Source organism: Pantoea sp. sgz302252, from assembly GCF_047713085.1.
Lineage (GTDB): Bacteria > Pseudomonadota > Gammaproteobacteria > Enterobacterales > Enterobacteriaceae > Scandinavium.
The window spans coordinates 51,070-74,008 of record NZ_JBLFJW010000020.1 but is presented as its reverse complement, the minus strand read 5'-3'; the positions used below and the strand labels follow the sequence as shown (position 1 = coordinate 74,008).

Genomic DNA, 22,939 nt, shown 5'->3' with positions numbered 1-22,939 from the left:
GCAATACGACCCCAATAAGATGATGATGAATAACTCACTTAACGCACCCGGTTTACGCATTCTTTTGATCAAATTACGTCATCATGGCGACATGCTTCTGACTACCCCGGTGATCCACTCCCTGCGCCAGCGCTGGCCCGATGCACAAATCGACGTTCTGCTGTATGAAGAAACCCGGGATATGCTGGCCGCACACCCTGACATTCATCAGATCTACGGTATCGATCGTAAGTGGAAAAAACTGGGCACACGCGGACATCTGCAAAAAGAGTGGCAGTTGCTGACGACGTTGCGTGACCAGCGTTATCAACTGGTTCTCAACCTTGCCGATCAGTGGCGAAGTGCCATCATCACCCGTTTTACCGGCGCACCGGTGCGCATTGGGTTTGATTTTAATAAGCGCCGCGGCTGGTTTTGGCGTCACTGCCATACGGAACTTGCCTCCGTGAACGGGCATAAACAGATGCATACCGTTGAGCAAAATCTCTCGATTCTTGCCCCGCTGGGTATTACGCCAGTCAGTTCAGTCGCTATGAGCTATAGCCCGGAAGACTGGCAAGCCGTCTCAGATAAGCTGGCTGAAAAGGGCGTGCCAGAAAAGTTTATCGTTGTGCAGCCTACCTCTCGCTGGTTTTTCAAGTGCTGGGATGAGAGCAAAATGGCGCAAACCATCGCGGCACTGCAGCAAGAGGGGCACACGATTGTGCTGACCTCCGGCCCGGACAAAAAAGAACTGACAATGGTCGATACTATCCTTGCCGCCAGCCCTCAGGAACGCGTGGTGTCGTTGGCCGGACAATTAACGCTTCGTCAGTTAGGCGCCCTGATAGGCCACGCCGCATTGTTTATTGGCGTGGATTCTGTGCCTATGCATATGGCTGCGGCCTTGCAAACCCCGTGCGTCGCGCTTTTTGGCCCATCAAAACTCACGTTCTGGAGCCCATGGCAGGTGAACGGTGAAGTGATTTGGGCCGGGGAGTATGGCCCACTGCCTGACCCCGATGCGGTCGACACCAAGACCAAAGAACGCTATCTGGACGCTATCCCGGTTGAGCGCGTCGTTGCTGCTGCAAGGAATTGCCTGTCATGAAGAAACATCGTCTGGCCATCGTGCGCCAAAAATACCGTCCTGACGGCGGTGCCGAACGTTTTGTTTCTCGTGCCCTGAGCGCGCTTAGCAATCAGGATTTAGAGCTGAATGTCATCACTCGCCAGTGGCAAGGCGAAAAGCAGGACGACTGGCACATTCATATTTGCGATCCGCAGAAATGGGGGCGCATTAGCCGCGAACGCGGTTTCGCTCATGCAGCGCGTAAGCTCTGGCAAGCAGAGCAGTTTGATATCGTGCAAAGCCATGAGCGAATTCCTGGCTGCGATATTTACCGTGCAGGCGATGGTGTTCATCGCCGCTGGTTACTGCAACGCCAACGCATTCTGCCCGGCTGGCGTGGTCACATGTTGATGCTCGATCGCTACCATCGCTACGTGATGGACGCTGAAAAGGCCATGTATCAGGCACCGGAACTTAAGGCTGTGATTTGTAATGCGGAAATGGTGAAGCAAGAAATCATCGAAGATTTCGCCGTCGACGCAAAAAAAGTCCACGTGATTTATAATTCCATTGATTCCAGCCGCTTCGTTCCAGCTGAAAGCATGCAAAAATTCGTGCTGCGTGAACAACTGGGCATTCCGGCGAATGCCGTGGTGTTCTGTTTTGTGGGATCAGGATTTGAACGTAAGGGGCTGGCGGCTGCGATTAAAGCCATTGCAGGCACCGATCGTTACCTGCTTGTCGTGGGTCAGGACAAGGCAGAAAAGCAGTATCATGCGTTGGCTCGCTCAGAAGGTTGCGCCGATCGCGTTCGTTTTTGTGGTATGCAAAAAGAAACATTACCGTTCTATCATGCGGCTGACGGCTTATTATTGCCAACTCTGTACGACCCGTTTCCCAATGTCATTCTGGAAGCGATGGCCTGCGGGTTGCCCGTCATTACCTCACACACCTGCGGTGGGGCTGAATTTATAGCGCAAGGAACCAACGGTTTTGTCTGCGATGCACTCGACATCTCACGCCTGCGAGAGGCGGTGATGGCAATACCGGCACAGGAAGACGATAACAGAATGGGCATGGCTGCTCGCCATAAAGTCATGGATGCAACACCGGAGCGGCTCTCAAGTCAGCTCATTACGCTTTATCAAACTTTATTGGATTAATGATGCGCATCCTTATGATTATTGATGGTTTACCCGGCGGGGGCGCCGAAAAAACGGTGCTGACGCTCTCGCGTGGGCTCGTGGAAATGGGTCATCAGGTTTCCCTGTTCTCCTTGCGCAAAGTGTGTGACTACGCCATCCCGGAAGGCATCGATTATCAGGTTGTGCAGGACACTTGCAAAAAGCCCTGGCGAAAGCTTACGGAGCTGTGTCGCCGCGCTCATTTACTGGACGAAGCCATTGTCAAAGCGCAGGAAAAAGGGAACTTCGATATTGTGTTCTCCCACCTGCATAAAACGGATCGCATCGTTGCTCATACACGCGCTATCAGCCGCGATAAAATCTGGTACTGCGTTCACGGCATGTTCTCGTTTTCTTACCTGCGTAATCGCCGGGCCCCGTCTCGCTGGTTTAAGCGAACCAAAATACGCCGGGTCTACGAAAATTCGCAGGTTGTGGCGGTGTCTAACGCCGTGCTTCATGATCTGACCCAAAATCTGCGCATCACCCTCAACCGGGGCGTGGTTATCCATAACCCTTTTGACATCGCTAACATCCTGCAGCTTGCCGCTGAACCTTTTGAGCTGGAAGGACAGGAGTATCTCATCCATGTCGGCCGCTTCCATGAGCACAAGCGCCACGATCGTCTGCTGCGTGCCTTCGCCAAAAGCGGGATTCCAGGTCAACTGGTGATGATGGGTAATGGCAGCCAGAAACACATTGATCAGTTGAAAGCGTTGGCGAAGACATTAGGCATTGCCGACAGAACGCAGTTCCGCAGCTTCGTGCCGAATCCTTATCCGTGGATCAAAAACGCCAAACAACTGGTGTTAAGCTCTGATTGCGAAGGATTTGGCAACGTGCTGGTTGAAGCGATTATTTGCCAGACGCCAGCAGTGAGTACTCGCTGCCCAGGCGGGCCGTCTGAAATTCTCACTGGTGAGCTTGCACGCGGTCTGAGTGAAATGAACGACGATGGGCTGGCAAAAACCATGCAGGACATCTGGCAACATCCACCGGCTATCGACCACACCACCATTTCTGCCTACGGCATTGAGGCAATCTGCCGTCAATATATTGCGCTTGCGGGCACTAAACAGTAATCAGGTATTGTATGCAACACCCGACATCACCACTGCTTAGCGTGGTTGTCGCCGTCTACAACGGCGAAAAATTTTTAGATCAGTTCTTCTCCTGCCTCGTAGCGCAAAATATCGAGAGCATGGAAGTGATCATCGTCAATGACGGTTCCACCGACAGCTCACTGCAGATAGTGGAAAAGTGGCGCCAGCAACTGCCGCAGATGCAGGTGCTCGAGCAGGAAAATCAGGGGGTTTCCGTAGCCCGCAACACTGGCCTGGCCGTTGCCACCGGCCAGTACCTTTCCTTCCCGGATATCGACGATGTCTTCAAACCGGGCATGTATCAGCACTTGCTGAGCCTGGCACTCAAAAGCCAGCTTGATGTCGTGACCTGCAACGGAAACTACGTTTGGGAAAATGACAAAAAGCCGACCCGTCCGATTTTCCCACCGGATAAATTGCAGTCCACCGGTGTGCTGAGTGGCCCGGCGTGGTTGAAACAAGCCCTGGATTCGCGCAAGTTTCTGCATGTGACCTGGCTGAATCTGTATCGCCATGATTTCATTCGCCAGCACAATTTCCACTTCGAGCCAGGCCTTCGTCATCAGGACATTCCCTGGACAACAGAAGTGCTGCTGGCTGCAGAACGAGTGCAGTACACCAGTGAACAGTACTACGATTACTACATCCATTCGGCTTCCGTCTCCCATACACCGGATACCGACGAGACGCTCATCCGTTCTGCTCGCCACTACATGAAAATTCTGGAGATGCTGGATGCCATCAACCAGCGCTATCCAGAACAGGTGAAAGGCATCGCGGCTTGCCACTGGCAGATAGCGAAAGAAGGCCTGGGGATCATTCATACGTTCGACAATATGAAAGATCCGCGTAAAAAGGCGATGATCGTGCGGGAATTCTTCGATCGTGGCATCTGGAAACTGATCTGGAAGAGTGCAAAAAGCCCGCGCCTGCGCTGGCGTTTAGGCCGTCGCTACTTCCGTTTGAAACGTTATCTGAGCGATTGAACGTCCAGATTGCCAAAGGGATAGCTTTAAGCCCGCTAAATGCTTAGAATTTGCCCGCCGAAGACAATAAAAACGGATAACACGCTTGGAATTTCTGTATACCATTTTGCTCTACCTGATTCAGCCACTGGTCTGGCTGCGGCTGCTGTTACGCAGCCGTAAAGCGCCTGCGTACCGTAAACGCTGGGCAGAACGCTACGGCTTCTGCAAAGGCAAGGTAGTGCCGGATGGCATACTGCTGCATTCCGTGTCCGTCGGCGAAACGCTGGCGGCTATCCCGCTGGTGCGCGCCCTGCGCCATCGCTATCCTTCGCTGCCCATCACCGTGACCACGATGACGCCAACGGGGTCAGAACGTGCAATGTCTGCCTTCGGGAAAGATGTCCAGCATGTGTATCTGCCTTACGATCTGCCGGGGGCGATGAACCGCTTCTTCAACACCGTGCGGCCAAAGCTGGTTATCGTGATGGAAACAGAGTTGTGGCCAAACATGGTGACGGCACTGCACAAGCGCCAGATTCCGCTGGTTATTGCTAATGCCCGGTTGTCTGAACGCTCCGCGAAAGGGTACGGCAAACTCGGTAATTTCATGTGCCGCCTGCTGAGCCGCATCACCTTAATAGCGGCTCAGAACGAAGAAGACGGCAATCGCTTTCTCTCTCTTGGCCTCAAACGCAACCAGCTCACCATTACCGGTAGCCTCAAATTTGATATCTCCGTGACGCCAGAACTGGCGGCTCGAGCCATTACGCTACGCCGCCAATGGGCCCCACGCCGTCAGGTGTGGATCGCCACCAGCACCCACGACGGCGAAGAAAAAATTATCCTCGATGCACATCAAAAGCTGCTGGAAACTTTCCCTGATCTGCTGCTGATTCTGGTGCCGCGCCATCCAGAGCGCTTTGCCGATGCGCGTGAACTGGTGCAAAAAGCGGGAATGACATTCACTCTGCGCAGCACCGGAGAGATCCCTTCGCCCACGACTCAGGTCGTCATTGGCGACACGATGGGTGAACTGATGCTGCTCTACGGCATTGCTGACCTGGCATTCGTTGGCGGAAGCCTGGTCGAGCGCGGTGGTCATAACCCGCTGGAGCCTGCTGCTCACGCCATTCCAGTGCTGATGGGGCCGCATATTTTTAATTTCAAAGACATCTGCGCCAAGCTGCAGCAGGCCGAAGGACTGATCACCGTGACGGATACCGATTCGCTGGTGAAAGAAGTCTCCACGCTGCTCACCGACGAAGATTATCGTCTGTGGTACGGCCGTCACGCTGTCGAAGTTCTTCATCAAAACCAGGGCGCACTCGTCCGTCTGCTGGAGTTACTGCAACCCTATCTGCCGCAGCGGAGTCATTAATGCCAACGCGCCTGTCGGTAGTCATGATCGCCAAAAATGCCGCTGAGCTGCTGCCAGAATGTCTGGCATCAGTGCGCTGGGCTGACGAGATTATCGTTCTGGATTCCGGCAGCAGTGATAACACAGTGGAACTGGCTCGCAGCCTGGGCGCACAAGTCCATGTGAACAGCGACTGGCAAGGTTACGGTATTCAGCGTCAACGCGCTCAAGCTTTGGCAACGGGTGATTATGTTCTGATGATCGATACCGATGAGCGAGTCACGCCTGAGTTAGAACAATCTTTGCGTCAGGTGCTCACGGCACCACAAGCAGGGGCGGTCTACAGCATCGCACGCCGCAACTATTTCCTCGGTCGTTTTATGCGCCATAGCGGCTGGTATCCTGACAGAGTCTTGCGCCTCTACGAACGTGAACGCTGGCAATACAATGGCAACCTGGTCCATGAATCCCTTGAGTGTCGTGATGCCAACATCATCGAACTTAAAGGCGATCTACGCCATCTGACATGCCGTGATTTTGCTGACTTCCAGCAAAAACAGCTCGCCTACGCGACGGCCTGGGCTCAGGAACGTTATCAGAAGGGCAAAAAGGCGTCATTGGCGGGTATTTTCGGCCACACGCTCGGCGCATTCATTAAAACGTTGCTGATACGTGGTGGCGTGCTGGATGGTGCACAGGGTTGGCTGCTGGCCGTGGTTAACGCACAATATACGTTTAACAAGTACACCGAGCTGTGGGCGCTGAACCGCGGCTTTAGCAAGAAGGCGTGAGTCATGAGCACAAAAGCCATCTATCCCGGCACGTTTGATCCCATCACCAACGGTCACATTGATATCGTCACTCGCGCTAGCGCGATGTTCGATAAAGTGTTGCTGGCGATTGCCGCAAGCCCAGGCAAAAAGCCGATGTTCGATTTGGATGAACGTGTGGCCCTGGCTCAGCAGGCTATCTCACATATCCCGAATGTTGAAGTGGCGGGTTTCAGTGACCTGATGGCCAATTTCGCCCGCGCGCAGCAGGCCAATATTTTGATTCGTGGTCTGCGCGCGGTCGCGGATTTTGAATACGAGATGCAGTTGGCGCAGATGAACCGCCACCTGATGCCAGAGCTGGAAAGTGTGTTTCTGATGCCGTCAAAAGAGTGGTCATTCATTTCATCCTCGCTGGTGAAAGAAGTGGCTCGCCACGACGGTGATGTCGCCCACTTCCTCCCTCCTGCCGTTCATCAGGCACTGATGGATAAGCTGAAGTAACTATTTCTGGCACTGACGGCAGTAAAACGTCGCCCGTTGCGCGTGTTTCGTCGCCATGATCGGTGCCCCGCACACTCTGCACGGCTCGTCTTTACGGCCATAGACCTGCAGCTCCTGCGCGAAATAGCCCGGTTTACCATCACTTTGCAGAAAATCTTTCAGCGTCGTTCCACCTTGCTCAATAGAGCGCAGCAAAACAGCCTTAATCACTCGCACCAATAGCTCGGACTCTTGTGGCGAAAGCGATGACGCCAGGCGATCGGGATGGATCCCGGCGGCAAAGAGCGATTCACTGGCATAAATGTTCCCTACCCCCACCACCAGTTTGTTGTCCATCAGCCAGGGCTTGATGGGGCTTTTCTTCTTCGCGCATTTTTCACGGAAGTAGTCAGCGTTAAACGCCTCGCTGAGAGGCTCAGGCCCAAGGTGCGCCAGCACGCTGTGGCCTTCAAGCACTTTAGTCCACAGCCACGCACCGAAGCGGCGCGGATCGGTATAACGCAGCACCTTGCCATTGCTCATCACCAAATCGACATGGTCATGTTTTTCGGCCGGACGCTCTTCAGGCAAAATACGCAAACTCCCGGACATGCCAAGATGAATGATTATCCAGCCATCCGGCAGTTCAAGAAGCAGATACTTGGCGCGCCGCTGGACGCTGAGCACAGGTTTATCGCTGAGGCTGTGAATTTCAGCCGAGACCGGCCAGCGCAGGCGGCCGTTACGAACAATAGCGTGCAGGATGGTTTCACCGACCAGATGTGGCTCAATGCCACGGCGGCTGGTTTCAACCTCGGGTAATTCAGGCATGACGTCTCCGAAAACCGTTCAGGATGCTCTCTATTATGGGGACGCGCAGAAAACAAAAAACCCCGCAAGCGCGGGGTTTTCGTACAAGGAGACTAAAATTATTTAATTTTAGCTTCTTTGTAAAGTACGTGCTGACGGACAACTGGATCGAACTTTTTCAGTTCCAGTTTTTCCGGCTTAGTACGCTTGTTCTTCGTGGTGGTGTAGAAGTGACCAGTACCAGCAGAAGAAACCAGCTTGATTTTCTCACGAATACCTTTAGCCATGATTTAATTCCTCTTAGTACTTAGTACTTTTCGCCACGGGCACGCAGTTCAGACAGAACTGTATCGATGCCTTTCTTGTCAATGACACGCATACCTTTAGCAGATACACGCAGGGTGACAAAGCGCTTCTCGCTCTCAACCCAGAAACGGTGAGAGTGCAGGTTCGGCAGGAAACGGCGCTTAGTCGCGTTCAGTGCGTGGGAACGGTTGTTACCGGTCACCGGACGCTTGCCAGTTACTTGGCAGACTCGGGACATGTCTATTCTCCAAAAATCAAATTAGCTCGAGCTTCGTATAGGGTATTGGCGCCTCGTCAGGCTGCTACAGCCCGGTTTGACGGTTCTTAGTGAACTCGTGCAGCCAGGCCCAAATGCCAAACCCGAGATTCTCAAAGGTGGCGTAGTATACGCTGACTCCGTGGTGTGCTCAAGTCCCGAACAGACAAAGATCCCAATGGATCGCTAAATCCAGCCCTGTTCAGCGAAGGAAATGATCTCTCCTTGCCCAACAACCATGTGATCGAGAACACGTATATCCATGAAGTTGCAGCACTTTACCACTCTCTCGGTCATGATTCTATCCGCTTTACTCGGCGTCGCACTTCCGGAAGGATGATTATGCGCCAGGATCAGCGCGGCGGCGTTGCTTTTAATGGCCTCACGGACGATTTCTCTTGGGTGAACCTCCACGTGATTGAGGGTTCCCGTGAACATCCGGCTGTGCTTGAGCACCCGATTTTGGCTGTCCATGAAGATCACCATAAAGATCTCACGCTCCTCCCAGGCCAGCTGGCTACGTAAAAAATCCCTCGTTGCATCCGGGCTGCGCAAGGGGTCTTCCAGCAGTAGCAGTTGCATACTGAAGAAACGCCGGGCCAGTTCCGCTATCCCTTTAAGCTGCGCATATTTCGCAATGCCAATGCCCTCGGTGTCGAGCAGGGCATCCTCAGGCGCCGACAACAACCCGTGCAACGAACCAAAGCGGCCTAACAAATATTTCGCAAAGGCCAGCACGTCTCGACGCTGATTACCGGTGCGCAGAAACAGCGCCAACAGCTCGGTATCCGTTAGTGATTCAATGCCATCCACCTGCATTTTCTCACGCGGCAGAATCGGCTCGTCCATTTCCATAGACCTTCTCCTTCTGACTTCGCTTATTCTGTCATGCACTTTTAGGCATTGGCGACAGCGAGATGTTATCTCTGCGTAACGCCTCGCAGACTGATTTTCCTTTGCAGCACGAGTGCAGAATGATTGTGATAAAATGGCAGGATTCCGATGTCCTCCACAGGAAAGAATCATGATGAGCCTGGCCGGTAAAAAAATCGTTCTCGGCGTCAGCGGCGGTATTGCTGCCTATAAAACCCCTGAACTGGTTCGCCGTTTGCGCGAGCGTGGTGCTGATGTTCGCGTCGCCATGACGGACGCAGCAAAAGCGTTCATTACGCCTTTGAGCCTGCAAGCCGTGTCAGGTTATCCGGTGTCTGACAGCCTGCTTGATCCCGCCGCGGAAGCCGCCATGGGCCATATTGAACTGGGTAAGTGGGGTGATTTGGTGATTCTGGCGCCAGCAACGGCCGACCTCATTGCCCGCGTTGCCGCCGGTATGGCAAACGATCTGGTTTCAACGATTTGCCTGGCGACAGCCGCACCGATTGCGGTGGTACCGGCAATGAATCAGCAGATGTATCGAGCCGCCGCGACCCAGCACAACCTTGAAACGCTGGCATCACGTGGGCTTCTGCTTTGGGGTCCAGACAGCGGTAGCCAGGCGTGTGGAGACATTGGCCCAGGGCGCATGCTCGACCCACTGACCATTGTGGAGATGGCGGCGGCGCATTTTTCGCCTGTCAAAGATCTGCAACATCTCAATATCATGATAACCGCTGGCCCGACCCGCGAGCCGTTGGACCCGGTGCGTTACATCACCAATCACAGCTCGGGAAAAATGGGCTTCGCTATTGCGGCAGCAGCAGCCAGCCGAGGCGCAAACGTCACGCTGGTCAGCGGCCCCGTATCATTGCCAACACCACCGTTTGTACAACGCGTTGATGTGACGACCGCGCTGGAGATGGAAGCCGCCGTTCAGGCCAATGCCACAAAGCAGCATATTTTCATCGGCTGCGCGGCGGTGGCGGATTACCGGGCACAAGCCATTGCAGATGAGAAAATCAAAAAGCAAGGCGATGAATTAACACTGAAAATGGTCAAAAACCCGGATATCGTTGCAGGTGTTGCCGCTCTGAAAAACGCTCGTCCTTATGTCGTAGGGTTTGCCGCAGAAACGAATAATGTGGAAGAATACGCACGGCAAAAACGTGCCCGCAAAAACCTTGATCTGATATGTGCTAACGACGTATCACAAGATAATCAAGGATTTAACAGCGATAACAATGCGCTGCACCTCTTTTGGCAGGATGGAGACAAAGTCTTACCACTTGCGCGAAAGGAACGCCTGGGCCAACTACTACTGGACGAGATCGTTACCCGTTATGATGAAAAAAATCGACGTTAAGATTCTGGACCCGCGCGTGGGTGAGCAATTTCCGTTGCCAGCTTACGCCACCTCCGGCTCTGCCGGACTTGACCTGCGAGCCTGTCTGGATGACGCCGTAGAACTGGCTCCCGGTGAAACCACCCTGCTGCCAACAGGCCTTGCTATTCATATCGCTGACTCGTCTCTGGCTGCCGTTATCCTGCCTCGTTCTGGTTTGGGTCATAAGCACGGCGTGGTACTCGGCAACCTGGTTGGCCTTATCGATTCTGATTATCAGGGTCAGTTGATGGTTTCTGTTTGGAACCGTGGGCAGAAGAGCTTTACTATCGAGCCGGGCGAACGCATTGCTCAAATGGTCTTTGTTCCTGTCGTTCAGGCGGAATTTAATCTGGTGGAAGAATTTGACGCCACCGACCGTGGCGAAGGCGGCTTCGGCCATTCAGGACGCAAATAAGCGTCCTGACGCAGCATCCAACAGCGAAATAATGCAATAACACCAACGCAAGCAAAGGCTTGCGGTCGCAGTATGGATGCGCGCCTGACAAGTGTTAATTTTCAGGGGTATTTTACAACATGGCAGAAAAACAAACCGCGAAAAGGAATCGTCGCGAAGAAATACTTCAATCTCTGGCACTTATGCTTGAATCCAGCGATGGCAGCCAGCGAATCACTACCGCGAAACTGGCGGCATCAGTGGGCGTGTCTGAAGCCGCACTGTACCGTCATTTCCCAAGCAAAACCCGGATGTTCGACAGCCTTATCGAGTTTATTGAAGACAGTCTGATTACCCGTATTAATCTGATCCTGAAAGATGAAAAAGATACCGGTGCGCGTCTGCGATTGATTGTTTTGCTGATCCTCGGCTTTGGCGAGCGTAATCCAGGGCTGACGCGCATTCTGACAGGCCATGCGCTGATGTTTGAACAGGACAGGCTGCAGGGCCGCATCAACCAGCTTTTCGAACGTATTGAAGCGCAAATCCGCCAGGTGCTGCGCGAAAAGAAGATGCGTGAAGGTGAAGGTTACAGCGTGGATGAGTCTTTGCTGGCAAGCCAGCTATTGTCGTTCTGTGAAGGGATGTTGTCCCGCTTCGTGCGTAGTGAGTTTAAGTACCGCCCAACCGATGATTTTGATGCGCGTTGGCCGTTGGTATACGCTCAACTGCAGTAAAAAGAACCGGGCGAAAACGCCCGGTCAGATTGCTGACAAAGAAGGAAAAAGCGTGGTTTTTCCTTCTTTGTGATTATCAGCAGAAAATCAATGAATTGATTTTCCTTATTTTTTGTTCCGCCACCCATGACAAAACTGTATCCGTTAGAGGTTTGTCATCAGTTTCAACCGGGCAAACATGCCCGGTTTTTTGTTTTATACGCCAAACTCTTCGCGATAAGCACGAACGGCCGCCAGGCTATCCGCCATTTCAGGCTTCTCTTCCAGGTACGCAATCAGCTCTTTCAGGGTGATGATAGAAATCACTTCACAGCCGTAATCGCGTTCCACTTCCTGAATCGCAGAAATTTCACCACGGCCGCGTTCTTGACGGTCAAGCGAGATAAGCACCCCCGCAAGCGTTGCTCCATTAGCCTGGATAATCTCCATCGACTCGCGGATAGCGGTCCCGGCGGTAATCACATCATCCACCAGCATCACACGCCCTTCGAGCGCGCTGCCCACCAGGTTGCCGCCTTCGCCATGATCTTTGGCTTCTTTGCGGTTGAAGCAGTACGGCACATCGCGCTCGTGATGCTCAGCCAGCGCTACTGCGGTGGTGGTGGCAATCGGGATCCCTTTGTATGCCGGGCCAAACAGCAGATCAAAATCAATCCCCGAATCCACCAAAGCTTCAGCATAGAAGCGGCCTAACAGAGCCAAATCGCGCCCGGTATTAAACAGCCCGGCATTAAAGAAATAGGGGCTTTTGCGCCCGGATTTCAGCGTAAACTCGCCGAACTTCAGTACCTGCTTGTTAAGCGCAAATTCAATAAACTGGCGCTGATAGGGTTTCATGGATTCGCTCCTCATCTTACTTTCTGTGCTTTTCTTTGGACAAAAAAAAGGGCGACCACGTCGCCCTTAAAATCAGTTTTCTAACGCCGCTTTTTGCGTCGTTACAATGGATTCGATTCCCCCTCGGGCCAACGCCAGCAAGGTAAGAAGCTCTTCGTGGGTGAACGGCTCACCCTCAGCAGTGCCCTGAACTTCGATGATGCGACCGTCTTCGGTCATCACCACGTTCATGTCTGTTTCCGCGGCGGAGTCTTCAACGTACTCCAGATCGCACAGCGCTTCGCCGTTGACGATGCCCACGGAAACCGCAGCTACCATGCCTTTCATTGGGTTGGTTTTGAGTTTGCCCGCGGCAACCAGATTGTTCAGCGCATCGGCCAGTGCAACACAGGCACCGGTGATAGAAGCGGTACGAGTGCCGCCATCTGCCTGAATCACGTCGCAATCAAGCGTGATGGTAAACTCGCCCAGGGTCTTGAGATCGACCGCTGCACGCAGTGCACGAGCAATCAGACGCTGGATTTCCATGGTGCGGCCACCCTGCTTACCTTTTGCCGCTTCACGAGCGTTACGGGTATGCGTGGAACGTGGCAGCATGCCGTATTCGGCGGTGATCCAGCCCTGGCCCTGGCCTTTCAGAAAGCGAGGAACGCCTTCATCAATGGACGCGGTGCAGAGGACTTTAGTATCACCGAATTCGACCAGCACAGAGCCTTCAGCGTGTTTGGTGTAGTTACGGGTCAGGGTTACGGGACGCACCTGATGAGCGCTACGGCCTGCTGGACGCATGATAAATCTCCGGCTTAAAACGAATGTGGCTGCGCATTATACGGATTAAACGCGCTTATTCCTATCATGAGAAAGCCCCGCTAGCTATAATCCCCCCATCTCTCCTTTAAAAACAGGAACGTCTATGATCCGCAGTATGACCGCCTACGCCCGCCGTGAAATTAAGGGCTCCTGGGGCAGCGCCGCCTGGGAACTGCGCTCGGTAAACCAGCGTTATCTCGAAACCTACTTCCGCATGCCGGAACAATTTCGAAGCCTGGAGCCGGTAGTGCGTGAACGCATCCGCTCACGCCTGACTCGCGGCAAAGTAGAATGTACGCTGCGTTTTGAACAGGACCCAAGCGCTCAGGGTGAACTCATCCTGAATGAAAACCTGGCTCGCCAGTTAGTTAACGCGGCTAACTGGGTGAAGATGCAAAGTGACGAAGGCGAAATTAACCCGGTCGATATTCTCCGCTGGCCGGGCGTCATGGCAGCCCAGGAACAAGATCTGGACGCCATCACGGCTGAAATCCTGACGGCCCTCGATGGCGCACTGGATGATTTCATTCTGGCCCGTGAAACCGAAGGCAAAGCACTGAAATCCCTGATTGAGCAACGCCTGGACGGCGTGAGCGCTGAAGTGACGAAAGTCCGCGCACATATGCCGGAAATCCTTCAGTGGCAGCGCGAGCGTCTTGTCGCGAAGCTCGAAGAAGCCCAGGTTCAGCTGGAGAACAACCGTCTTGAGCAAGAGCTGGTGATGATGGCCCAGCGTATCGATGTTGCTGAAGAGCTTGACCGCCTCGAAGCCCACGTGAAAGAGACCTGGAACATCCTGAAGAAGAAAGAAGCCGTTGGCCGTCGCCTCGACTTCATGATGCAGGAGTTCAACCGCGAGTCGAATACCCTCGGGTCCAAATCCATCAATGCTGAAGTCACCACTTCCGCCATCGAGCTGAAAGTGCTGATAGAGCAGATGCGCGAGCAAATCCAGAACATTGAGTAATATCTCAGACGATCTCACCTTGTCTCACCCAAGCTAAGACCGCCTCTAATAGCCCGTTAATACGGGCTATATCTTTATCATCTTGTCTCATCATGTATCACTACAGCGCATGTTTAGCGTGTACTTAACTATGTACATAATGACTTTTATGGCATCATGATTATGTACACACAGCACATAAGCAGAGTCATATATGGCAAAAATGACAGACATACAAATCAAGGCATGGATCAGAGCTGACGAACGCTTCGAAGCAAGGTCAGATGGCAATGGTTTATCTCTCTATTTTCCAAAGAAATATGCTGCTCCATTCTGGCGTTTTCGCTATCGTTTCTCTGGAAAACAGCGGGTAATTATTTTTAAAAGACATATTTACTCCTCCTATGGTCACTCTTCAATGCTTGTATTAAATGTAAAATAGAGTTTTCAAGTTCAATGAAAGAGAAGCTTTAATTTATTACGAATAACTTTCACCATCGCATAATAATGATCATTATCTAGATTATATCAGTACTTAAATCATGATAGTATATTGCTATTATATAGCAGTGGTTTACAAATAATGTGTATGGAAATTTTTAGCATTGCAATAATATTAATTTAATTTCTTGATACTCTGATCATCCTAAGGTATTCAAATATAGTTACCTAACTTATGAATAAGTGAAAAAATAATAACATTCATAGCTGGCCCAAGATGCACATCACCAAATCGTTGTTCAATGGTGTTCCGAGTGTTGATTTAGTATGGTAAAATTCAAAGTGCAGTATCTACCAGCTACGCTAGCCTATAGAAAAAATGTATAGTTTTACTCATTCCCACTCTAAACAGCATTACTTGCCAAAGGAATAGGAAACATGATTGAACAATTAGCGTTGATACCTCGGGTTGAAGAAGGTGAAATAATTCCTCAACGTGCAGGTGATGGATATATAAGTGCAACTGCATTATGTCAGTCGGTTGGTAAGCGGTTTTCTGATTATAGAGTACTTAAATCTACTAATGAATTTTTAGTAGAATTAATAGCTCAGACAGGACTACCAGAACAGCAATTAATACATGTTATAAGTGGCGGTAATCCAAGGCTACAAGGAACGTGGGTTCATCCTTATTTAGCAATAAACCTTGCTCAGTGGCTTTCTGCTAAATTTGCAGTAAAAGTATCTCAATGGGTTACTGAATGGCAGCAAGGTAAAGCTAAACCTGTTCTCCCAATACACCTTGAGCGATACTTACAAAATCGAGCAAAAGTACCTTATACTCATTTTTCAATGCTTAATGAGTTAACACTCAATCTAATCGCTCCTCTTGAACAAGCAGGTTATACCTTACCTCAAGAAATGGTTCCTGACATATCAGAAGGCCGAATATTTTGTAAGTGGTTACGAGAAATACGGGGTATTGAACCAAATTCATTCCCCACATATGAACATGAATACCCTGATGGACGCAGAGTTGAAGCGAAGCTATACCCTATTGAGTTATACGAAGATTTTAAACGTCATTTTAATGAAGTATGGTTACCTTCCCATGCCACACGTTACTTTGGACAACGAGACCAGCAAGCATTGCAATTTATAAAAACATTGCTTCTCCCAACCCCATAATAATAATAGCAGTGCTTAATTTTAAGCACTGCTATTATCACGCCACAAAAACTTAAATATTAAAATCAACCAAAACTTCTTATAAAGACAAAAACGATCCAAATCAAAAATAGTCTAACCATTTTAATATAATAATCATGGAATAACTAAATCCCACATATGCCAAATACTGATCTCACCCGGCTCACCGCCATTAGAATATTTCCATTGTCTTTTGTGAGTACTCAATACAGTAAATGGAATTGAAGTTTTAGGTGAGGATAAATATTTTCCATTTAGCATATTACTTTGAAGTTCTTTTTCTTTGGATAATTGTTCCTCAAGTGAGGACAATTCCCGAAACTTCGGTTTTTGATAAGCAAGCATAATTCCAGCTTGCATAGTCCATCCATAATCACCACTAACAAAGCGTGACATTCCTTCAGTCGTATATAAACGAACTGGTTTTGCCATACATACAACTTTACTCTCAATATAGATTCCAACAAGCCTGCGAGTTATAGATAATGGATTATTTGAAAGTCTTATAATTAAATCTGGTTGTTTATTGAGAAGTTTTCCATTGTAATTAGGAACATTTTCTCCTCGACAAACAGTTTCAAATGTATCACCTGAGAAACCAGGAACAACAGGGACTTCCATTTCTAGCATCTGTAATAGCATGTTACAAATAGCATCAGTATAAACATCCTCTTCTGGAGCTCCTGAACTTATGCTTACAAGATGCTTTGCTGGATTTTCCTTTATTTCTTCCCAGACGTATCTAATCGCCTGTGCAACAACACGAATAATATTCGGTGGAATTTGTACAGGAAAACCATTCTGTGTAGTTACAAATGGAAGAGGATTTCCGACGAGCACTGTCATTTGTATCCCCTATTTAAAACAGGATGACCTCGTTTAATCAAATCAAGAGCTAGTGTCCTTGCTGATGTACTTGACCAATATCTCCGTTGATTGAGAATCCCAATATATAATGCATCTTCAAATGGAATTTCAACTAATGAAGCATCCATCATATTTCCCGTTCCTATTGCAGAAATTAGATGTTCAGGATTGATATTTTTAATATTATCTTGCCCACCAAGCTTTATAAAAATCCAAGGGGAGGAAGCAACATAATCAGATTTCTTAATATCTAGTGGTGTATCACTCATATCAAAAGGCAGTAATGTTGATTCTAAAGTTCGTATAAAACTATCAATGGTATCTCGATCGGTTATTTTTACAGAATTAGTGCGATTTTTTTTGAAAGGCAAACTTATAGCAAGTCTATCATTAATAAGATTAATGTCACCAACTCTCAGATGATATAGTTTTCGGACAAAATCCTCTATCAAATCCTCGATGTCAAAAACATTAAACAAAAGCGCCATTTTAATAAAATCCAAATCATTTTTAAGCTCCTCATTCAACTCACTAAATGAGCAAAATGGAAACATTTCTGCTTCTGCTTTTTGTAGTGTACTTCTCTCACAACCAATTTTACTACTTGTCATTAATGTAAAATATAAAAATAGACGACTATTGAACAAAGTAAATAAATATACGGCTAATAATTCTGGCTCAGTTGAATTCTTGCAACTATAGCCAATATAAGAACGATTGTAAGCTACGTCATGAAAAGAGATCATTGCCAACGGACAATCTTCTTTAGAACTGGGTGACTCTCTCAATAATACTAATGGTGCATAATAGTTTTCTTTCTCGCGCAATCTATGGACACGTTTAAATTGCATATCATCAAAAAGACTAACTGGTGCAATATACCAATTTGAATCCTGAGGCTTAGGCATATTTTTCATGCCATTAAGAAAGCTTGAGTCTACACCAGGAAAGCCAGCTTGTTTGGTCTGATAACCATGTGTCGCAGGAAGACATGCATCTTTTATATAATCCGCAAGACTTTTAGGATACAGATTCTCAATTCTCTCGAGTAGTTCAATATCCAGAGCATTCCCTTTTGCCAATGTCTTGAATAGATAACTAGTCTTCTCAACCATAGCCACATCTGATGTCCATGCATCCTTGCTATCAATGCGAATACGGCCTACTCGATTCAGGGCAGGATCTTCCACAGGCGTAATAGCATGAAATTGGCTCTCTTTATTTGCACGTTTGTTACGTGCTACCAGCAAACAAAAATGCGCAGACATATTTGGCCATACAGATGTGTTTCGTAACTCCATGCCATTTAGGATGTATTTAATTTCTATACCTTGGAAAAGACTGACTCGAGCGGCATGACCAATTGGAGAAATTTTTGTTAGTATACGGCCATGAAGTGCGAACGCCAGAATCCCATCAGGTTTTGCTAATCTAGTTGACGCCCATACAAATGGAAGATCAGGGACACCATCAGGGTTAGGCACTGCTTCTAACCCACGTTCAGCCATATGCGCAGCAACTATCGAATTCAAAACTTCACGACGTTCTGAATTTTTAGTAGCAGTCCAAGGTGGATTTCCTATAACTAAATCAAATTTACCACCATACGTTTCAAGTGCTTCTGGAGAAAGGCTACCAAGATTTAATTCAGGGGAATACTTCAACCATTTTTCGGCAGCAATTAGAACCTTATCCTGCAATGGGGTAAAAACCAGATCCTTCAATTTTTCAGCTTCTGGATCAAGTTCTAATGCAGTTAAATATATAGCTAATGCAGTCAATTGCCTTGCTGCCGGATTAATATCAAAACCAACTAATTGATTGTTAAGAATATTACGGATAGTTTGAGTATTTGGTTGAATTCCAGTAGCAAGCCATTTCTCCTTAACTAAACGCCTAAAGGCAGCTAGAAGAAAAACTCCCCCGCCGGAAGCTGGATCAAGAATGCGTGCTTTATGCGCTGCAGTCCCCAGACATTTAAAAGCCTGATTGATCAGATTTTCAGCTATGTGGTGCGGAGTATAGTAGACGCTTTGACTCTTTGCTGCGCGTTTATCAAAGCGGTGAGCAAATACCTCATATACTTGACTTAATAATCCTACTGGCAAATATGAAAAATGCAGGTCACCCCAAGAAAACTGGGTTTGATATACCCCCTCACCTAAAGGCCGATCGCCATGCATAATAGCGGTCAAGTCTTTTAAAGATCCAGTACGAGAATCTAAACAATCAAAATACTCAATAGAGCCTTTATCTGGAAGCTCTAAAAGATCACCATTAAAGGTTTTGTCTAACCAATGACAAGATGCGGAAGCTGATATAGCTGTACTGAAACAATCTTGGATCTTCTCTACATGAGGCATTGGATTAACTTCAGGAATAATCCCCCTGTCAGCCAAGAACCTCATAAATAGCGCCCGACCAACGAGAGCCAAAGCTTCACTAGGATCTATACCTTTAGCATGAACAAGATGGTCAGTAACCGAATTGAGGAGTTCGAGCATGAGCTCATGCGCGCCAAAGTTAATTTCACTTCGAGGGTTTACTTGAACATCACCAGTTATTAATCGCGCAAGAATACTAGGCTCAAGCTGATTAGCCTCGATCAATGGCTGCTGGTCATCACGTACGTTAGATAAAGTATAGACCTGAACTATACCGGGTCTAACAACAGCCGCATACGGGGCATCAGCTCTGAGTCCCAAGTAACGTATGGAATTTTGCAGCTCTCTTTCAGATACATTACTCGTTTTTTGATCATCAATGATGTAAATGAAAGGTTGCTCATTATGCAAAACAACTGCATTTGGTACAAATTTATGTTGCTCACCAGCACGAACTAAGCCAATAAAGTCCAGATGCTCTGGAGAAAGCAAAGTAGGTCTAAGTTCCAGTACTTTTTCCGTAGGAACACTTAACGCAGTAGCAACGTTTAGCGCAGTGATTGGTGCTCCCATATGTGCCTACCGCTCCGAATCAAAATTAAACTTGACAATGTATATCTTTATCCTAACTCATTGGATCCTAGAACGACAGACTTATTTTACCAAAATGCTCTAATTCAGTAGAGCCTTCCTCATGATTAGAATAAGCCATAAAAACATCACTCTTCTGAGTACTTAAGAGTGTACATAAAAAACACTTTTCAATAAAATACCCATAATAATCATGCTGTTGTTAACAAATTCAAAGTTCAGATCCACACCTAAGGCCCGTTTTAACGGGCCTTTTCTTTTACGATAATGCCAATAACTGTTCGGCGGTGATAAGCCCCATCTTTTCCAGCTGAATAGCCACAGCTCTGATTGAACGTTCAAACTTCACGCTCAGTACTTCGATGGTTTCGTCAGCCCTAAAGCGTTCTTCAAGCAAGCCCTTCTCTAATTCCGTCCACGGAAAATAAGATTTTGCCGGGCGGCCTTCCGCGATGTTCTTCTGCTGGCGCTCCTCCGCCGTCAGTTTTCCCTTTTTCTGCTTTTCAGGCTCCTCGGCCATTTCGTCAGAAAGCGTGAACAACAATCGGATTGCATCAGGCTGATTCACTATCGAGCCAGCACTCATAAACTCGCCCGTCTCCGGATTGACCCCGTTCGCCAGCGCTTTTAACATTGCAGAAATGTTCATCGTCTCCCGCTCCTTCAACTTTTGATAAACGTAATAGTTTTTCTAATCTATAAATAGAATCACTTATTCGTTAAGCAGCAGCCAGTAAGCAATTATTAATTAGAAAAACTAATCCTTTTCACTTTGCCTTAGAAATTCTCAATCGTGATCTATCGCACAAATCGCTACTCTCCCGCCATCATCGACGGGGGCGAACATGCTGCTACACATTCTTTATCTGATTGGGATCACCGCGGAAGCGATGACGGGCGCATTGGCCGCCGGACGTCGTCGCATGGATACCTTTGGTGTCATCATCATCGCGACGGCCACTGCGCTTGGCGGCGGGTCCGTACGCGACATTCTGCTCGGTCACTACCCGCTCGGTTGGGTGAAGCATCCTGAGTATGTGATCATCGTTGCTACCGCCGCCGTGTTAACCACTATTGTGGCCCCGGTGATGCCACATCTGCGCCGCCTGTTTCTGCTTCTTGATGCGTTGGGTCTCGTGGTGTTCTCTATCATTGGCGCTCAAATCGCTCTCGATATGGGTGAAGGCCCGGTGATCGCTTCGATTGCCGCCGTCGTGACCGGCGTATTTGGCGGCGTTCTGCGAGATATGTTCTGTAAGCGCATTCCTTTGGTCTTCCAGAAAGAGCTGTATGCGGGTGTCTCCTTCGCGTCTGCCGTGCTTTATATTGCCCTTCAGCACTATGTCAGCAGCCACGATGTGGTGGTGATCGCCACACTGCTGTTCGGCTTTACCCTGCGGCTGTTGGCACTTCGCCTGAAACTCGGCCTGCCTGTTTTTCACTACAAGCACAGCGCTCACTGAGGCTTAAACCCCGCAATCCCTTGCTCACCTAACCAAAGCGCGAGCGATTTCACTTGCGGTTCTGCCAGCCAGCGCACCATCTGGCTGGCTTTCTGAGTGCCAATCCATGAGATTTTTTTCCATTCAGCTTCCTGTAATTCCACCAGTTGCTGCCAGCTTCGGCCCTTAATATTCAGCAAGGCCTTTTGGTTAAGCGGGATCCCCATCGCCAGAAGCCACTTTGAAAACGGCTGCTGCCGGGTCAGGTTGAACTGATGCCAAAGCTGCCGGGCACGATGAGGGGAAATGCCAGGCGTCTGCTCTAACTGCGCTTCACTCAACGCCAGCCACGAAAAAATATGCTCAAAATGGTGTGTTTCGCTGAGTTGCCGCCATAACACGCCACCTACACTATCCACGGCTAGCTGCTTCCCGGCCCAAATCATCCGCGACAGAAACTGAGGCTGGCACTCCTCTGACACCCAGTAACAGGTCGACAAGGTCAGTGATGAGAGAGGCGGGCTCGGCTTGTGCCGCTCAGTTGCTCGCCAGGCAACGCCATCGATTCTGGGTATCCCCTGACCTGCAAGGCTGATGTTCAGGCGATCGCCTGCCACAATATCCAGTTCATTCCAACGTCTGAGCGAACCCACGTTGACTCGCTGAACCTGCTTATCATCCAGTTGAACGGCTTCAAGCAAAGCAACCACCGAGACTTTTCCCGTTCGCCCGACGTTGAATTCGATAGCTTTCACCTCTGCAATTTGCGTCACAGGCGCATATTTCCAGGCCGCAACCCAACACCCTTCGCCAGGAAGCCACAACCGGCCAGGCGGTTCTTTTGCCGAACGCACCACGACACCATCAGTGACAAAAGGCAAAGGTGTAGAAAACCAGGCCTGGCGCTGAGCCTCTACCTCTGAAACCCGCTTCACCGGCCGTGAATACTCCAGGATGTAGGGAAACCCAGCTTCATTGAGCAACATCAGGCGCTCTGACATCTGAGCGGGCCCATCTGGCCAGGCCCAGACAAAAACGGAGAGATCGTTAAGCAGGGCACTGTTAGTCTTGCTCAACAAAGCCCCGGCCACTTTGGCTCTGGCGTTCAATCCCCCCATCGCTTGCTGAATATGGCCTTCGCGGCGCAGAAACAGCTCTCCCTGCAAAACGCTATTTGCCAGTTCACCGCGCAGAATTTTGGGCACTAATGGCATTTGTTTTACTTTTGCCGTCCAGTCTTCTCCTGCCAGCCCGTTACCGCGGCTGACGGCCTGAAGCAACTTTCCATTGCGATAAACAAGCGTGACCGCCACACCGTCAACTTTCGGCTGAACCCAGAGATCGGTTTTGTCGGCCATCCATTGCGCCATCGATACCGGGTCTTTCAGCTTACGCACGCCAGTGTGCGCCACCGAATGAGCCGCACTCCCCTTCAGACGCGGTAATGCAGGTTCTTCTGACACTGTGCCAAAGCAGCCTTGCCACTGCCTTAACTGAGCACTGAGCTGATCATACTGGTCATCACTCACGTCGCTTCTCCCTAATTGCCAGTAGGCGGCATCCCATTGTGATAATTGATGTTCCAGCCGCGCTATTTCTTGCGTCGCCTGGGCTTCTGACCATTTGGGGCAAGCTGACTGGGCTTCATATCCTGTCAGCGCTACCGCCAGCACAATCATTCTTCGCGTTATCCCTTTCATTTCGTTTCTCCTGCCTGATTGCGGCAGGTTGTA

General features: G+C 49.4%; 23 protein-coding genes and 1 pseudogene. 14 read left to right on the top strand and 10 right to left on the bottom strand.

The window, feature by feature from the left end; all coding sequences use genetic code 11:
- Positions 1–19: 19 nt before the first annotated feature.
- The 7 genes from rfaQ to coaD all read left to right on the top strand — a co-directional run bounded on the left by rfaQ (position 20) and on the right by coaD (position 6,937).
- The gene (rfaQ, locus tag ACLW56_RS15855) at positions 20–1,090 is read left to right on the top strand and encodes a putative lipopolysaccharide heptosyltransferase III (RefSeq protein WP_330984708.1); all 1,071 of its coding nucleotides are present in this window, start codon (positions 20–22) and stop codon (positions 1,088–1,090) included.
- On the top strand, positions 1,087–2,214 hold the full coding sequence (locus ACLW56_RS15850) for a glycosyltransferase family 4 protein (protein ID WP_330984707.1): 1,128 nt from the start codon (positions 1,087–1,089) through the stop codon (positions 2,212–2,214). The genes rfaQ and ACLW56_RS15850 overlap by 4 nt, the downstream gene beginning before the upstream one ends.
- Positions 2,215–2,216: 2 nt before the next feature.
- Entirely contained in the window at positions 2,217–3,317 is a 1,101-nt protein-coding gene (locus ACLW56_RS15845; RefSeq protein ID WP_330984706.1) for a glycosyltransferase, read from the top strand.
- Positions 3,318–3,328: 11 nt separating this feature from the next.
- Entirely contained in the window at positions 3,329–4,324 is a 996-nt protein-coding gene (locus ACLW56_RS15840; protein WP_330984705.1) for a glycosyltransferase, read from the top strand.
- A gap of 85 nt (positions 4,325–4,409) precedes the next feature.
- Positions 4,410–5,684, top strand: a complete 1,275-nt coding sequence (gene waaA, locus ACLW56_RS15835) for a lipid IV(A) 3-deoxy-D-manno-octulosonic acid transferase (RefSeq protein ID WP_330984704.1) — start codon at positions 4,410–4,412, stop codon at positions 5,682–5,684.
- Entirely contained in the window at positions 5,684–6,454 is a 771-nt protein-coding gene (locus ACLW56_RS15830; RefSeq protein ID WP_330984703.1) for a glycosyltransferase family 2 protein, read from the top strand. The genes waaA and ACLW56_RS15830 overlap by 1 nt, the downstream gene beginning before the upstream one ends.
- Before the next feature lie 3 nt (positions 6,455–6,457).
- A complete protein-coding gene (coaD, locus tag ACLW56_RS15825) occupies positions 6,458–6,937 on the top strand; it encodes a pantetheine-phosphate adenylyltransferase (protein WP_330984702.1) in 480 nt (159 codons plus the stop codon).
- Here the strand turns inward: coaD and mutM are convergent, their stop codons facing one another.
- The 4 genes from mutM to radC form a co-directional block, all read right to left on the bottom strand.
- On the bottom strand, positions 6,938–7,747 hold the full coding sequence (gene mutM, locus ACLW56_RS15820) for a bifunctional DNA-formamidopyrimidine glycosylase/DNA-(apurinic or apyrimidinic site) lyase (protein WP_330984701.1): 810 nt from the start codon (positions 7,745–7,747) through the stop codon (positions 6,938–6,940).
- Positions 7,748–7,845: 98 nt separating this feature from the next.
- Positions 7,846–8,013 carry a 50S ribosomal protein L33 gene (gene rpmG, locus ACLW56_RS15815; RefSeq protein WP_003024094.1) on the bottom strand — a complete coding sequence of 56 codons (168 nt, stop codon included), beginning with the start codon at positions 8,011–8,013 and terminating at the stop codon, positions 7,846–7,848.
- Positions 8,014–8,033: 20 nt separating this feature from the next.
- Entirely contained in the window at positions 8,034–8,270 is a 237-nt protein-coding gene (gene rpmB, locus ACLW56_RS15810; protein ID WP_002436699.1) for a 50S ribosomal protein L28, read from the bottom strand.
- 204 nt (positions 8,271–8,474) lie between these two features.
- Positions 8,475–9,143 (bottom strand): RadC family protein, encoded by a 669-nt coding sequence (radC, locus tag ACLW56_RS15805; protein WP_330984700.1) that lies wholly within the window; start codon positions 9,141–9,143, stop codon positions 8,475–8,477.
- 172 nt (positions 9,144–9,315) lie between these two features.
- On the opposite strand from radC, the gene coaBC reads away from it, so the two are divergent.
- The 3 genes from coaBC (at position 9,316) to slmA (ending at position 11,679) form a co-directional block, all read left to right on the top strand.
- Positions 9,316–10,527 (top strand): bifunctional phosphopantothenoylcysteine decarboxylase/phosphopantothenate--cysteine ligase CoaBC, encoded by a 1,212-nt coding sequence (gene coaBC, locus ACLW56_RS15800; protein ID WP_330984732.1) that lies wholly within the window; start codon positions 9,316–9,318, stop codon positions 10,525–10,527.
- Positions 10,505–10,963: a dUTP diphosphatase gene (dut, locus tag ACLW56_RS15795; protein ID WP_330984699.1), complete on the top strand. Its 459-nt coding sequence runs from the start codon at positions 10,505–10,507 to the stop codon at positions 10,961–10,963. Before coaBC ends, dut begins: the two co-directional genes overlap by 23 nt.
- A gap of 119 nt (positions 10,964–11,082) precedes the next feature.
- Positions 11,083–11,679 (top strand): nucleoid occlusion factor SlmA, encoded by a 597-nt coding sequence (gene slmA / locus ACLW56_RS15790; protein ID WP_330984698.1) that lies wholly within the window; start codon positions 11,083–11,085, stop codon positions 11,677–11,679.
- 195 nt (positions 11,680–11,874) lie between these two features.
- Here the strand turns inward: slmA and pyrE are convergent, their stop codons facing one another.
- On the bottom strand, positions 11,875–12,516 hold the full coding sequence (gene pyrE / locus ACLW56_RS15785; protein ID WP_330984697.1) for an orotate phosphoribosyltransferase: 642 nt from the start codon (positions 12,514–12,516) through the stop codon (positions 11,875–11,877).
- Between the two features lie 72 nt (positions 12,517–12,588).
- Positions 12,589–13,305 carry a ribonuclease PH gene (gene rph, locus ACLW56_RS15780; protein WP_330984696.1) on the bottom strand — a complete coding sequence of 239 codons (717 nt, stop codon included), beginning with the start codon at positions 13,303–13,305 and terminating at the stop codon, positions 12,589–12,591.
- A gap of 124 nt (positions 13,306–13,429) precedes the next feature.
- Between rph and ACLW56_RS15775 the strand changes: the two genes are divergently transcribed.
- The 3 genes and pseudogenes from ACLW56_RS15775 (at position 13,430) to ACLW56_RS15765 (ending at position 15,901) form a co-directional block, all read left to right on the top strand.
- Positions 13,430–14,293, top strand: coding sequence for a YicC/YloC family endoribonuclease (locus tag ACLW56_RS15775; protein WP_330984695.1), 864 nt, complete (start codon positions 13,430–13,432; stop codon positions 14,291–14,293).
- 193 nt (positions 14,294–14,486) lie between these two features.
- Positions 14,487–14,651 (top strand): annotated as a pseudogene (locus tag ACLW56_RS15770) (integrase arm-type DNA-binding domain-containing protein); the annotation flags it as partial.
- A 500-nt stretch (positions 14,652–15,151) separates the two neighbouring features.
- Complete coding sequence (locus tag ACLW56_RS15765) at positions 15,152–15,901, top strand: KilA-N domain-containing protein (protein WP_330984693.1); 750 nt, start codon at positions 15,152–15,154, stop codon at positions 15,899–15,901.
- A 135-nt stretch (positions 15,902–16,036) separates the two neighbouring features.
- Here the strand turns inward: ACLW56_RS15765 and ACLW56_RS15760 are convergent, their stop codons facing one another.
- The 3 genes from ACLW56_RS15760 to ACLW56_RS15750 all read right to left on the bottom strand — a co-directional run bounded on the left by ACLW56_RS15760 (position 16,037) and on the right by ACLW56_RS15750 (position 20,413).
- On the bottom strand, positions 16,037–16,768 hold the full coding sequence (locus tag ACLW56_RS15760; RefSeq protein ID WP_330984692.1) for a hypothetical protein: 732 nt from the start codon (positions 16,766–16,768) through the stop codon (positions 16,037–16,039).
- On the bottom strand, positions 16,765–19,746 hold the full coding sequence (locus ACLW56_RS15755; RefSeq protein WP_330984691.1) for an N-6 DNA methylase: 2,982 nt from the start codon (positions 19,744–19,746) through the stop codon (positions 16,765–16,767). The genes ACLW56_RS15760 and ACLW56_RS15755 overlap by 4 nt, the downstream gene beginning before the upstream one ends.
- 277 nt (positions 19,747–20,023) lie before the next feature.
- Positions 20,024–20,413 carry a hypothetical protein gene (locus tag ACLW56_RS15750; RefSeq protein WP_330984690.1) on the bottom strand — a complete coding sequence of 130 codons (390 nt, stop codon included), beginning with the start codon at positions 20,411–20,413 and terminating at the stop codon, positions 20,024–20,026.
- A 196-nt stretch (positions 20,414–20,609) separates the two neighbouring features.
- On the opposite strand from ACLW56_RS15750, the gene ACLW56_RS15745 reads away from it, so the two are divergent.
- The gene (locus ACLW56_RS15745) at positions 20,610–21,227 is read left to right on the top strand and encodes a trimeric intracellular cation channel family protein (protein WP_330984689.1); all 618 of its coding nucleotides are present in this window, start codon (positions 20,610–20,612) and stop codon (positions 21,225–21,227) included.
- Here the strand turns inward: ACLW56_RS15745 and ligB are convergent.
- Positions 21,221–22,906, bottom strand: a complete 1,686-nt coding sequence (ligB, locus tag ACLW56_RS15740; RefSeq protein ID WP_415377890.1) for an NAD-dependent DNA ligase LigB — start codon at positions 22,904–22,906, stop codon at positions 21,221–21,223. The two genes, ACLW56_RS15745 and ligB, sit on opposite strands and share 7 nt — an antisense overlap.
- Positions 22,907–22,939: the final 33 nt, after the last annotated feature.